Source organism: Helicobacter anseris, from assembly GCF_003364335.1.
Lineage (GTDB): Bacteria > Campylobacterota > Campylobacteria > Campylobacterales > Helicobacteraceae > Helicobacter_H > Helicobacter_H anseris.
Map to the genome: position 1 here is coordinate 64,626 of NZ_NXLX01000004.1, position 13,940 is coordinate 78,565.

Below are 13,940 nucleotides of genomic sequence, written 5' to 3' on the forward strand. Positions count from 1 at the left end.
TAGATAATTAAGATTTTCTAGTCTGCTAAGAGACTAGATTGTTAAAAGCTCCAGCTACCACCAATGCTTCCAGAGATTCCATAATGAGACTGCGGAACATATTGCGTAGCAAGCATATATTTAAGTGAGAAATTATTAGTAATGAGATAAGAACCTGCAAAAGAAGCCTCAATCCATAAAGGATAGAGATTAAGATCATATTGTATAGATTTTGCAGTCCCAATAAATACATCTCTTTCATGTAGAGATTTTGTGTTATAAGTAGCAAAAATTGCAAAGACTGTTTGAGTGCGTTCAGTAGCCACATTGTATTCAGCACCACCTTTTATAAAAGGATTATGAATATTTGCCTGTGATATTTGGATAAAATCAGCCCCACCAAATTCACTAAAACTTTCTTTGGGGATATAAAGCCAAGTATAGCCAACTCCAAAAACAGGTTTGATTGCGTGATAAGAATTCTCAGTTTTTAAAAGATCAAAACGATATTTATAATATCCTTCTGCTTGTGTTGCAATACTATTTGAATTTGCTGTTTTTTGTGTAGAAGATAAATGATTATTGCCAAAACTTCCGCCACTATAGAGATTGAAAAGTATTTCATGTGTTTTATAAATATATTGTGTGTGTAATCCACCTATGACATTATGGGATTGAGTATTTGCTTCATTTTGCTTGTATTGTGAGAACATATAATGTAGCGAAGCTCCTAGGGTAAGATATTTTTCATCTTGTGCAATCAGTGTATGATCATATCCACCACTCAATCCTAAACTATAAAATGTTAGATATGAGCCACTAAAAAAGCCTCCATGTGTATCAATCCAGAAGTGTTTGTTTTTGTTTTCTTGTGTTAGATACCCTCTTAGTGGAGAAAGTGTGGTAAAGTCACTTCTGCTAGATAAAGAAACAATATTAGTATCTTCCTCATAAGCAAGATATTCTTTTTTATATAGAGAATTTTTGGATTTTAGGGCTACTCTAGCTTGGAGAGTAGATTGAATATTTTTAAGATAACTATATTGCGAGGAAGTATAAATAGAGTTTGTAAGTAGGGAGGATGTTTGGGTTGTAAATTTTGAAATTTTTGAATTGATATCATTGAGATAAGTTTGTAATCCTTTTATATCCCCAGAACTAGCCTTTTGAATTAGTATATCCAAATAGACATCTTGATAGATTCTCTCTCCTTTGAGATTTGTTTCAAGAAGAGCTTTTAGAAGTTTTTCATTTGCCTTAATTGCTTGATTGAAGTTTTTTGCACTTTGAGTATTTTGATCTGTAGAGGTGATTTGTTGAATATATTGCTCAAACCAGTTTTGATCTAAAAGCACCGTTTCTTTATTTATAAAAGTAAAACCAATATTATTTTTATTTTGTATATTTTTTAGTATTAAAAAAGATGGTAACTCGCTATTAGTTACTATATCCTTATTAAATCTATGGTCTGAAATTGATGTTTTACTTGTAATAAGTGTGTATGTTTTATTATAGTTTATATTTTTCCAATCAATACTTTGTGTATTAAGCTCAAGAATTGTATCTTTAGAAAGAGTAATTGAGCTTTTATCTAATAATTGAATCTTATCTTCTAGATTTGAAAAAATAATTTTTGGATTAGTCAAATCCGAATCTACCTTATCAATAATAAGTCTTGTTTCTCCTTTAATGGTTGAAGTGCCATCGTGAATAGTGAGGTTTTGCACGGTAAGATTCCCACCATTGTTTGCAGTGATTGCTTCTGTATTTTTTGTTCCTAAGATTTCTGCACCATAAAGTTCTAAAAATGCTATTTTTGCATCTGAAGTATTGTCGATGCTTAACTGATAAGTGACATTCTTGCTACCCAAAGCCCCATTTTCTTTGCTTGCCTTGTCTGTTCCTGTAAAATTTCCAAATCTTAAGGGATTGGTGCTTGTATTTTGCACTTCTAAAGAGCTATTTTTGGTTAATGTGAGATTACCTTCATAAAAGAAACTATCGTTTTTTTCAGATACACCTTTTGTGAGTTGCTGTTTAAACTCATGTGTATTACTTCCTTTATATACAACATTTTCTCCATCATATCTATCTATATAGATTTGTGCATCTCCTCCAAATTTTGCAGAAGTTCCAATGAGGTTAAGATCTGTTAGAAGTGTCGCATTGCGTCCTAGTGTAAAGATACTTCCATTTTGCGTAGTAATTTCTTTGAAAACAAATACACGATCTTCCCAATCATTTTGAGTGAGAGAAGTAGGGGCTCTTAAAACTTCTTGTGATAGGGTTTCTTTGATTCCATACCAAGCTGCTCTTTGACTTTTTTGACTAGCGGAATTTTGCGTGAGATTTTCATCATCAAAATCAAGATATGCATGGATATAAGGGTGTCCTTGGAAGATAAGTGTTCCATTTTGTTGGGTAAGCATTCCATTTGGATTATTGATACTTCCATCAAAGGCTAGAGTTTTTGATGCTTCTTGATTGACAGAGATGTTGATATTATCTCCAATTTGTCCATGATAAAGATGAGCATTTTGACTTGTATTTGTGAGAGTGATGGTTGCTTGGTTACCTGTGTTGATAATCTTTGCCCCAATATCAGATGCTTGAAGTTTATCAAAACTTAAAGGATTACCATTGATATCAAAATTACCACCTCTCTCAGAAAAAAAGAGTGTATTTGTATCAATTGCACTTACTTTGTTTTGTGCAAGTTGCAAAGTAGCCCTGCCACTAACTAAAACATAATGGTTAAAAGTATTTTCTGTAGTATCAAGGATAACTTTTCCATCACCAAGATTTAGCCAACTGATATTTTTCTTTATAACATGTAAAGTCCCCTTACCAACTTTAAATAATCCATCATTGACGGTATATCCAGCTATATCCCATGTGACAGTAGTTCCTGCTCCTATGCTCACACCTCCACCCATCCAAGCCCAATCTTTGACTCCATCACTAGTGATAGTGTAGTTCTGATTCTCATCAAAATAAAAACCACCACTTTTTTGATCGATATGCTTAGTTAATATCAGTGTTCCTCCACCTTCAAATACAATATCTTTGTCCATTGTAGTAGCGAAGCTTTTGGTATTGTTGATAGATGTTCCATCCCAAGTGGATTCTTTTCCATCAAGATAGACTGTTGGGTTGGTATTATGTGCGATAATAGAATCTAAATCACTTTGTCTATGAGGTGTATAATGGACTATTGTTGCCATATCACTATCTTTTGCAAATCCTATGGCAACCCATTTTTTTTCATAGCTATCCCAAGCAAACATCGGAGAGCCACTATCTCCTTCCGTAGCCATATTAGAAAAATAAACATTTTTTCGGTTAAATGCAAGTCTTGTGTCATTTAGAATTCCATTGTAATTAAGTGTTCCACCAGTAGTAACATAATGGCGTGTGGTTCCCCATCCTACCTTGTAGATTTTATTGTCATTGGTTACATATTGCATATAACCTTTTCCAGACCTCCAAAAATGTGTGTATCTTGTAGTGTCTAGTGGTTTATCAGGGCTAATTTCAAGTAATTCGACAGGATCACTTGAAGTGATAAATTTATTGTATCTTGCATAGGATCTATCAGGTTCAAAATCTTCACGAGTTTTTAAGGAATAGGTATAGTCTGGGGATACAAAGGTATGCACTTTGGTAACATCTAATACATGTTTTGCAGTGGCAATGTAAGAGCCACCTAAAAAAGTTTTATTTCCAGCAGCATCTACAGGACCAGTAAAATCTGGCATAGTGATATCAAAATATTGACTTCTATCTGCATAATCGCCGTAAGTATTGCTATTTCTTTCAGTAAATAAGACACCTTTGGTTCCAGCTATATATTTTCCCTTATTTTGCCCAAAATCTATATAGTCTTGGATAAAAAATCTTGTTTCTGTTGTATTGCTCAGTAATATAGATGATGCAATAGAGCTAATAAGAAGCGTTTTTTTCATTGTCTTTAGTTTTTTACTCCTTAAATTTTTTTATTGAGTTGAGTTTTAATGGATTATATCTTAAAGTGTTGTTCAAAGCAACTATAATTTATCCAAATATTTTAAGCTTAGTCTTGAAAAACATAATGATTGTTTAAGCTTTTGGATACTTTAATGCTTTTAAGAAATTGATGATTTTAATTTGTAGTATTGAAGCAGTGGTGGCTTGAGGCGGAATCGAACCACCGACACGAAGATTTTCAGTCTTCTGCTCTACCGACTGAGCTATCAAGCCAAGTTTTAAAGAGGTGATTATAGAGAAAAAACCTTGAAATTTAGCTTAAAGAAGTTATAATTTTACTTTAAATGTAATAAAAATTGAATTTTAAAGACTATAAGAGGTAGTATGCGTTTGATTTCTTGGAATGTCAATGGCTTGAGAGCTTGTATGAATAAAGGGTTTATGGATTTTTTTAAGAAGATTGATGCAGATATTTTTTGTATCCAAGAATCTAAGATGCAAAAAGAACAAGCAGATTTTTGTTTTGATGGATATTATGAATATTGGAATAGTGCTGAGAAAAAAGGGTATTCTGGTGTTGTGATTTTAAGCAAGCAAAAACCCTTAAATGTTACTTATGATATGGGGATAGAACACCATGATAAAGAAGGTAGAATTATTTGTGCAGAGTATGATAATTTCTTCCTTGTAAATGTTTATACGCCAAATTCAAAACGTGAGTTAGAAAGACTAGAATATCGTATGCATTGGGAAGATGATTTTAGGGCATATCTTAAAAATTTAGAAACTATTAAGCCGGTGATAATTTGCGGGGATCTTAATGTTGCACATAAAGAAATTGATTTAAAAAATCCTAAAACAAATCGCAGAAATGCTGGTTTTACAGATGAGGAAAGGGAAAAAATGTCTGAGCTTTTGCAAAACGGCTTTATAGATACTTTTAGATATTTTTATCCTGATTTAGAAGGTGCTTATAGTTGGTGGAGTTATATGGGAAAGGCTAGGGAAAATAATACAGGGTGGAGAATTGATTATTTTTTATGTTCAGAAATATTGAGTGATAGATTGCTTGATGCGACAATTTATCCAGAGGTTTTTGGGAGCGATCATTGCCCTGTAGGGTTAAGTATTTCTTGATTTTTTGTAAAAAATTGGCTAAAATCCCGAATTTAGTTTAAGGGTTTTTTTAACATACATTAAAAAATAAGGAGCTTGAGTTGAGACTACTTGTTGTGGATGATAGTTCTACTATGAGAAGGATTATAAAAAATACATTACAAAGATTGGGGTATGAAGATGTTCTAGAGGCAGAGAATGGTTTGGAGGCTTGGGATATCTTAAATACGAAAACAGGTATTGATATTTTGATTACAGATTGGAATATGCCAGAGATGAATGGTTTGGAGCTTGTGAAAAAAACTCGTGCAGATTCAAGATATGAGGATATTCCAATTATTATGGTAACAACAGAAGGTGGTAAAACAGAAGTGATTACAGCATTAAAGGCTGGCGTAAATAACTATATTGTTAAACCCTTTACTCCACAGGTGCTTAAAGAAAAATTAGAAGCAGTTTTAGGATTGAATGACTAAGTTTTTTTACGAATTTTCCCTTACTCCTAGCGCATATTTTGAATTATTTACTGATTTTGCTCTTGAGCTTACTCAAGAGGCCATAGAAGAGATAGAGTGTTCTGATTTTTCAGAATGGATATTATACAATGCCTCATTACCAAATCTTAAAAAAGCCACTATTGTTATGCGTATGGAAAAGGATCCTAGCGGTATAATTGAAGATTTCCAAAGCTTTGCTAAGCAGATTTCTTCTAGGATGGAAGAAGAAGTGGGCTTTGCCTACAAGATTGAGAAGAAAAAAAACCAAGATTGGATTGATAATTATAAAAAGGCTATTACACCATTAGAATGTGGAGGATTTTATATCCATCCAAGTTGGTATGAGAATCATCCAAAATTAAAAAATATTATCCTCGATCCAGCGTTAGCTTTTGGCTCTGGGCATCATGCAACAACATTTATGTGTATAGAACTCTTATCACAATTGGATTTAAAAACAAAAAAAGTTTTAGATGTTGGTTGTGGTAGTGGAATCTTATCTTTGGTTGCTAAAAAAAATGGTGCTATCGTGCATATGTGTGATACAGATTCCTTGGCAATAGAAGAGAGTAAAAAAAATTTTTCTTTGAATAATGAGATAATTGATAAGATTTGGGAGGGTAGTTTAAAAAAGGTAGAGAATCAAACATATGATGTGGTAGTTGCAAATATTCTAGCAGATATCATTAAAATGTTATATTATAATCTGTGTTGCATAACTCATAAAGGAAGCGTGATTATTTTATCTGGCATTTTAGAAATTTACAAAGATAGCGTTATAGAGAAGTTTAATGATTTTGATTTATGCGAAGTTTTGCATAAGGATGAATGGGTTGCTTTAAAAATGATAAAAAGGTGATGAGATGAATCAAAAAAACAATAAAAATCCTAAAAAACAAAATCCTATTTTATTTTTTATAATTTTTGCAATTTTTGCAATTTTGTTGGTGAGAATCACAAGCTCTGAAGACGGAGGGATTTTAGATAAGATTGGTGGAGGAGTTAGCAAGAATATTGATTATTATCAGTTTAAAGAGTTAATTAAAAACAATGAAGTAACATCTGTAAGTATCGGTCAGACCATAGTAAAAGCTACTGGAGAGCGTAATGGACAAAAGATTTATTATACTGCAAAGAAGGTTCAAGATGCTTCTTTGGTGCCTTTGTTGGATGAAAAGAAAATCAATTATAGTGGCTTTAGTGAAACAAATTTTTTTACAGAGATGCTTAGTTGGTTGCTCCCATTTTTGATTATTATTGGTCTTTGGATTTTTATTACTTCAAGAATGCAAAAGAATATGGGAGGAGGGATTTTTGGCATGGGGAGTTCAAAGAAACTCGTCAATGCTGAAAAACCTAAGGTAAGATTTGCAGATATGGCAGGTAATGAGGAAGCAAAAGAGGAAGTTGTTGAGATTGTAGATTTTCTAAAGTTTCCTGCAAGGTATGCTTCAATAGGTGCAAAAATACCCAAAGGAGTTTTGCTAGTTGGCCCCCCTGGCACAGGAAAAACACTTCTTGCTAAAGCAGTTGCTGGGGAAGCTAATGTTCCATTTTTTTCTATGAGCGGGAGTAGCTTTATTGAGATGTTTGTAGGGCTTGGGGCAAGTCGTGTGCGTGATTTGTTTGAAATGGCAAAAAAAGAAGCTCCTAGTATTATCTTTATAGATGAGATTGATGCTATAGGTAAATCTAGGGCAGCTGGAGGAATGATTAGTGGTAATGATGAAAGAGAACAAACGCTAAATCAGCTTTTAGCAGAGATGGATGGGTTTGGATCTGATTCTGCGCCTGTTATTGTTTTGGCAGCAACCAATAGACCTGAAGTTTTAGATCCTGCTTTATTGAGACCAGGAAGATTTGATAGACAAGTTTTGGTGGATAAACCAGATTTTAATGGAAGAATAGAGATTTTAAAAGTTCATATTAAGTCCGTAAAGCTTGCTAAAGATGTAGATTTGCAAGAAATTGCAAAATTAACCGCAGGTTTGGCTGGAGCCGATTTGGCAAACATTATCAATGAAGCAGCCTTATTGGCAGGTAGAGCAAATCAAAAAGAAGTATCACAAAAGAATCTAAAAGAAGCTGTGGAGAGGGGTATTGCAGGATTAGAAAAGAAATCACGCAGAATCTCTCCAAAAGAAAAGAAGATTGTTGCATATCATGAGAGTGGTCATGCGATTATTTCTGAGATGACAAAAGGTTCTGATAGGGTAAATAAGGTGTCTATTATTCCTAGAGGTATGGCTGCATTGGGCTATACTTTAAATACTCCAGAAGAAAATAAATACCTTATCCAAAAGCATGAGCTTGTGGCAAAAATAGATGTGTTGCTTGGCGGTCGTGCAGCAGAAGAAGTCTTTTTGGGTGAAATTTCCACAGGTGCTAGCAATGATTTAGAACGAGCTACTGATATCTTAAAATCAATGGTAAGCTATTATGGTATGACAGATGTTAGTGGATTGATGGTATTGGAAAAACCACGAAATGCATTTCTTGGTGGAGGTTTAGGGTCTTCAAGAGAGTTTAGTGAAAAGATTGCAGAGAAAATAGATGAATTTATCAAAAAAACTCTTGATGATCGCTATTGTGCCGTAAAACAGATATTAAATGATTATAGACAAGCCGTTGAGAATATGGTGAGTGAATTACTTGAGCAAGAAGTGATTGATGGTGCAAGAGTGAGGGAGATAGTGCGTGCATTTGAGGTGGAAAATAATCTTGAAACAAAGTTGATTGAAAGAGAAGAGGTTTAAGGATAATGACAACAACACAGCTTTTTGCAAAAGAAGGGCTAAAAGGGGGAATTATCTTAGGCGTATGTGTGTTTGTATGTTTTATTCTTGGAATTAATTTTTTTGCTTTACTATTACTTGCAATGTTGCTTTTTTGGATTTTTATTTTTAGGAATCCTGAAAGATTGCCAAATGAGCGAGTAGAAAATATCTTGTTATCTCCATGTGATGGAAAAATAGAGAATATAGAGTATATACATGGGGGTGTTTTATTAACCTTTAGAGTAGGGATAATGGATGTGGGCATCTTAAGAGCACCTCTAAATCTCAATGAACAAATAACACAAGAAAAAAGAAATGGTTTGAGACTTTATTGTTTTGAAGATGATTATAAAGAAAGACTAAATTCAAAGCTATTTTTAGAAACTAGTGTATTTTCTTTGCAAATTACACCAGAGATATTTGATGCAAAAGTGTATCCTTTAAGTGAGATAAAGAGGGGGGATAGGATAGGATTTTGTAAAATGGGTATTTTAAAGATGAAAATAATATTAAATACAGTAGAATTAAAACTCAATATCGGAGATATTGTTAGAGGTGGAGAGACTATTTTGGGATATGTAAAATGAATATAAATCCTCTTTATATACTGCCTAATTTATTTACAGCGGGTAGTATTTTTCTTGGTATAGCTAGTGTGATTCTTGCATCAAGAGGCGGTTTTGAATGGGCTTGTTGGTTTGTTTTACTTTCTATGATTCTTGATGGATTAGATGGTCGTGTTGCGCGTTTGACAAATACAGCAAGCAAGTTTGGTGTTGAGTTTGATTCTTTGGCTGATATTGTCGCTTTTGGCGTTGCTCCAGCAATGTTACTATATTTTTATATAGGCTTAGATTATGGGAGATATGGTGTTGTTGCAAGTGCTATTTTTGTAATTTTTGGAGCTATTAGATTGGCAAGATTTAATATTAGCACGGCAAATACTGAACCAAATTCTTTTATTGGATTGCCTATCCCAAGTGCTGCTGTAATACTAGTATTATGGATTTTGCTTGATTTGGAGTATGGCATTTTAAAAAATACTTGTTTAGGCTTTATTCTCTTGGCTCTTGCATTTATTTTAAGTATTCTTATGGTAAGCAATATTCGCTATCCCAGTTTTAAAAAGATGCAATGGAATTTAAAAATATTTGTTGTTGTGGTAATAGTGCTATGTATGGCTTATTTGAAACCTAGAGAGGTGATAGGTGGATTGATGAGTTTTTATGTGCTTTATGGAATTGCTCGTTGGATATTTGTGCTAATTAAAAAAATTTACTTTAAATAAAATGGAGAGTTTATGACAGAACTTGTATTTCATATTAGGGGAATGAGTTGTGTGGCTTGTTCCTCTGGTATTGAGCGTGCATTAAAAAGAAAAAATGGTGTAGTTAAGATAGAAGTAAATCTTATTAGCTCTAGTGCACAGATTATCTTTGATGAAACTCTTATTACACAAGAAGAAATTTTTGGCCTTATTGAAAAATTAGGTTATCAAATCGATTTTAAAACAAAACAAAATGAAAATAATTTTTTTGAAATTTTAGAAAATAAAATACTTACACCAAAAATTAGAATATCTCTAGCAGCGGTTTGTAGCATACTTGTTTTGTATATGGGTATGTTTGGTATGCTGTATCCAAATTATCTTCCAAATTTTTTATTAGATATGAAAATAAATGCTTCGTTGCAATGTTTTTTGACTTTGATTGTGATGCATATAGGAAGAAAATTTTATTTTAGTGGTTTTAAGGCATTGATTCATAAAATGCCAAATATGGATTCTTTGGTTGCTATTGGAAGCGGAGTGTCTTTTATTTATAGTTTTGTTATTTATATTCAAATTTTACTTGCAAAAAGTTGCACTCATCATCAAGAGCTCTATTTTGAAAGTGTTTGTTTGATTTTGACCTTTGTCTTGCTTGGCAAAATGATAGAAAAATACTCCAAAGATAAAGCCTTGGAGGCATTAGATGGGTTATCAGTTTTTTATAAAAATAAGGTCTTGAAGTTTATAGATGGAGATTTTAAAGAAGTTGGCATTAAGGAATTGCTTGTTGGAGATAGAGTAAGGGTATTGCCAGGAGAATTTGTCCCTGTTGATGGTGAGATTATTGATGGATGTAGTAGTATTGATGAATCTATGCTAACTGGAGAGAGTATTCCTGTGGTGAAGAAGAAAGGAGATATAGTTTTTGGTGGTAGTGTTAATGTCGAACAGATGTTTGAGATGATTGTGCAAAAAGAATATGCAAAAAGCACAATGACACAAATTGTAAATCTTGTCCATACAGCACAAAATACAAAAGCTCCTATTGCAAAATTTGCAGATACTATTTCTGGTTTTTTTGTGCCTTCTGTGATTATTTTAGCATTGATTGCAGGAAGTTTTTGGTGGTTTTATCAAGGCGATATTGTATTTGCAATGAAAATTTTTGTAAGCATTCTTGTGGTATCTTGTCCTTGTGCTCTTGGGCTAGCAACGCCTATGGCAATATTAGTTGGAACTTTGAGAGGAATGCAAAATGGGATTTTATTTAAAAATGCTGAAGCTTTAGAATCTGTCAATCAAGTAAATTGTGTGATTTTTGATAAAACAGGAACGTTAACACAAGGTAATATAAGTGTCGTGGATATCAAAAGCTTGAGAGATGATATCACTAAAGAAGAGATTCTCTCACTCGCAGCGAGTTTAGAAGTGGGGAGCAATCATCCTATTGCTAAGGCAATTTTGAAGTATGCAAAAGATAAAAAAATAGATTTAAAAGCTGCTAATAATTTTTGCAATATAGTGGGTAATGGTGTGAGTGCTGATATCAAAGGTAAAACTTATAAAATTAAAAACTCAAATTTTTTAAAACAATATGATAATTTTGAAGGAATGGGAGTTGGGTTATATGAGGTTTTTCAAGATCAGGAACAAGAAATAGGATGTATTTGTTTACAGGATTTAATTCGTAAGGAATCGAAACAGTGCATTGCATATCTTAGAGACTTAAAAAAGAAGACATTGATTTTGAGTGGGGATCGTAGAGATTGTGTTAAAAAAATTGCTGATGACTTAGATATAGATGAATTTTATTTTGGATTAAAGCCAGAAGATAAACTTTCATTTATAGAAAAACTTAAAGCCAAAAAAAATAAGGTAATGATGGTGGGTGATGGGTTAAACGATGCACCTGCTTTAGCATTAGCGGATATTTCTTTGGCAATGGGTGATGGTAGTGATTTAAGTAAAGACAAATCAGATATTGTGATTTTAAATAATAATATTTTAAATGTGGCAAATGCAATGAGATTAAGCAGGGAAGTTTTGATCAATATTAAGCAGAATTTATTTTTGGCATTTTTTTATAATATAATTGCTATTGGATTTGCCTGTGGATTTGGATATGCATTTGGTATTGTATTAGATCCTATGATTGCAGCTTTTGCTATGAGTTGCAGTAGTGTATGTGTAGTATTAAATGCACAGAGATTATATTTTTTTAGATTTTTGAAAGAATAAAATAAGGAGAAAAAATGGAAGCTTTATTTCAAGTGAAGGGTATGAAGTGTCAAGGGTGTGTAGATAAACTTGAAAAGTTTATTGGGGAATTAGATGGCGTGGAATTGATTGATGTGGATTTAAAAAATCATAGTGTAAAGGTGGTTTTTGATGAAAAACTTACTAAAAATATGATTCAAGAAGCAATTTTAGATAGTGGATTTGAAGTTGTGGGATGAAAATATTTTATCAGCGTTTCTGGGGATATATCAAAGAATATAAAATATTTTTCTTAATAGCTGTCTTTGGTGCAGTGCTTAGCGGGATTTGCACTGCTTGGACAGCACATTTGGTAAAACCTACTCTTGATGATATCTTTATCAATAAAGATTCTTTTATGCTTGTATTAGTGCCTATACTTGTGATACTTTCTTTTTTAGGAAAGGGTGTGGGTATTTTATTGCAGACTTATTTTATGAATTATATCGGGTTGGATATTATTAAAAGAATCCGCAATCAAATGCTTGAAAAGATGCTTGAAATGGAAATGGGATTTTTTAATTCTATGAGAAGTGGAGAGCTTATTTCAAGAATTACCAATGATATTGGCTTGATTAGAATGGCTGTGTCAAATTACTTTGCACAAGCCATTCAAGAGGTTTTAACAGCAATCGCATTGATAGTAGTTGTGATTAGTAATAGTCCAAAACTTGCTGTGATTGGATTGGTGATTATGCCTTTGGCAATTTATCCTCTAAGTCTTATTATTAAAAAAATAAAAAATATTGCAAGGAAAAATCAAGAAAAAAATTCAGATATCACTTCTAAACTTACAGAAATTTTTAATAATGTAGAAATTATCAAAACAAATAATGGAGAAAAAATTGAGGCAAAGAATTTTGCACAACAAAATGAACATTTTTTCAAATTAGGATTAAAGAGTGCATTTTTAAATCAATTAAATAGCCCTATAATGGAATTTTTGGGAGCTATTGCAATTGGTTTGATTATTTTTTTAGGAGGCAATGAAGTAATTAAAGGTAATTTAAAACCTGGAGAATTCTTTTCTTTTATGACTGCTTTGTTTATGCTTTATTCTCCTATAAAAAAATTAGTCAATATGTTCTCTTCAGCTCAAGAGGCAGTCGTGGCTAGTGATAGAATCTTTGAGATTTTAAATCGTAAGCCTCTTATTGTTGATGGAAAGATAGATTTTGAAGAAGATATTGTAAGTTTGCAAATACAAAATGTAAGTCTTGTTTATGAGAAAAAGTTAGCTTTAAATAGGGTAAATATGGATTTAAAAATGAATGACATTGTTGCTTTTGTAGGAAAAAGTGGCGGTGGGAAAAGTAGTTTGGTAAATCTAATTTTAAGACTTTATGATTGCACAGAGGGGAGGATATGTCTTAATCATCAAGATATTAAAGACTTTACGCAATATAGCCTTCGAGAAAAAATTGCTGTTGTAACACAGCGTATTTTTATTTTTAATGATAGTGTATTGGCAAATGTTGCTTATGGAAGTGTAGTGGATGAACAAAAGGTAATAGAAGCTTTAAAAAAGGCTGATGCTTGGGATTTTGTTGAAAGGTTAGATAGTGGTATTTATACAATATTGGATGAGTTTGGGACAAATCTAAGCGGAGGGCAAAGACAAAGAATTGCCATAGCAAGGGCAATTTATAAGAACTCACAAATTTTAATTTTAGATGAAGCAACCTCTGCGCTAGATAGTAAAACCGAAGAATCTATCAAAGATACAATTGCAAAAATTGCTAAAAATAAAATAGTGATTTTAGTAGCTCATAGACCTAGCACAATTGAACTGGCAAATAAAATCTATCATTTTGAAGAAGGGGTTATTACTCAAGAGAAGTAAGTAAAAAGTATAGTGATGGTTGCGGGAGACGGATTTGAACCATCGACCTTTGGGTTATGAGCCCAACGAGCTACCGGACTGCTCTATCCCGCGATGAATATTTTGTATTTTAATTGTGGCTGGGGTAAAAGGATTCGAACCTCTGAATGGCTGGACCAAAACCAGCTGCCTTACCGCTTGGCGATACCCCAATAAAATAACGAAGTATTTTTTAAAGAAGCGTATTATATTGTTTT

At 32.7% G+C, this 13,940-nt stretch carries 10 protein-coding genes and 3 tRNA genes; 9 read left to right on the forward strand and 4 right to left on the reverse strand.

The features are described 5' to 3' along the window. Nucleotides 1-41 precede the first annotated feature (41 nt). Both CQA57_RS02775 and CQA57_RS02780 read right to left on the reverse strand, forming a co-directional pair. Nucleotides 42-3,944, reverse strand: coding sequence for a S6 family peptidase (locus CQA57_RS02775; RefSeq protein ID WP_115578717.1), 3,903 nt, complete (start codon nucleotides 3,942-3,944; stop codon nucleotides 42-44). A gap of 198 nt (nucleotides 3,945-4,142) precedes the next feature. Further along, a tRNA-Phe gene (locus CQA57_RS02780) sits at nucleotides 4,143-4,218 on the reverse strand. A 111-nt stretch (nucleotides 4,219-4,329) separates the two neighbouring features. Here CQA57_RS02780 and CQA57_RS02785 point away from each other — a divergent pair. From CQA57_RS02785 to CQA57_RS02825, 9 genes are all read left to right on the forward strand, one after another. Then, complete coding sequence (locus tag CQA57_RS02785; RefSeq protein WP_115578718.1) at nucleotides 4,330-5,082, forward strand: exodeoxyribonuclease III; 753 nt, start codon at nucleotides 4,330-4,332, stop codon at nucleotides 5,080-5,082. 80 nt (nucleotides 5,083-5,162) lie between these two features. Further along, the gene (locus CQA57_RS02790; RefSeq protein WP_115578719.1) at nucleotides 5,163-5,537 is read left to right on the forward strand and encodes a chemotaxis response regulator CheY; all 375 of its coding nucleotides are present in this window, start codon (nucleotides 5,163-5,165) and stop codon (nucleotides 5,535-5,537) included. Then, complete coding sequence (locus CQA57_RS02795) at nucleotides 5,530-6,417, forward strand: 50S ribosomal protein L11 methyltransferase (protein WP_115578720.1); 888 nt, start codon at nucleotides 5,530-5,532, stop codon at nucleotides 6,415-6,417. Before CQA57_RS02790 ends, CQA57_RS02795 begins: the two co-directional genes overlap by 8 nt. 4 nt (nucleotides 6,418-6,421) lie before the next feature. After that, nucleotides 6,422-8,314: an ATP-dependent zinc metalloprotease FtsH gene (ftsH, locus tag CQA57_RS02800; protein ID WP_115578721.1), complete on the forward strand. Its 1,893-nt coding sequence runs from the start codon at nucleotides 6,422-6,424 to the stop codon at nucleotides 8,312-8,314. 5 nt (nucleotides 8,315-8,319) lie between these two features. After that, the gene (locus CQA57_RS02805) at nucleotides 8,320-8,922 is read left to right on the forward strand and encodes a phosphatidylserine decarboxylase (RefSeq protein ID WP_115578722.1); all 603 of its coding nucleotides are present in this window, start codon (nucleotides 8,320-8,322) and stop codon (nucleotides 8,920-8,922) included. Next, nucleotides 8,919-9,623 (forward strand): CDP-diacylglycerol--serine O-phosphatidyltransferase, encoded by a 705-nt coding sequence (gene pssA / locus CQA57_RS02810; RefSeq protein ID WP_115578723.1) that lies wholly within the window; start codon nucleotides 8,919-8,921, stop codon nucleotides 9,621-9,623. The genes CQA57_RS02805 and pssA overlap by 4 nt, the downstream gene beginning before the upstream one ends. Nucleotides 9,624-9,635: 12 nt before the next feature. Continuing rightward, nucleotides 9,636-11,843: a heavy metal translocating P-type ATPase gene (locus CQA57_RS02815; protein WP_115578724.1), complete on the forward strand. Its 2,208-nt coding sequence runs from the start codon at nucleotides 9,636-9,638 to the stop codon at nucleotides 11,841-11,843. Nucleotides 11,844-11,857: 14 nt separating this feature from the next. Continuing rightward, a complete protein-coding gene (locus CQA57_RS02820) occupies nucleotides 11,858-12,061 on the forward strand; it encodes a copper ion binding protein (RefSeq protein WP_115578725.1) in 204 nt (67 codons plus the stop codon). Further along, entirely contained in the window at nucleotides 12,058-13,704 is a 1,647-nt protein-coding gene (locus CQA57_RS02825; protein ID WP_115578726.1) for an ABC transporter ATP-binding protein, read from the forward strand. Before CQA57_RS02820 ends, CQA57_RS02825 begins: the two co-directional genes overlap by 4 nt. Before the next feature lie 16 nt (nucleotides 13,705-13,720). On the opposite strand, the gene CQA57_RS02830 is transcribed toward CQA57_RS02825, so the two are convergent. Further along, nucleotides 13,721-13,797 (reverse strand) — tRNA-Met (locus tag CQA57_RS02830). A gap of 23 nt (nucleotides 13,798-13,820) precedes the next feature. Next, nucleotides 13,821-13,895: transfer RNA gene (locus tag CQA57_RS02835), tRNA-Gln, on the reverse strand. Nucleotides 13,896-13,940: the final 45 nt, after the last annotated feature.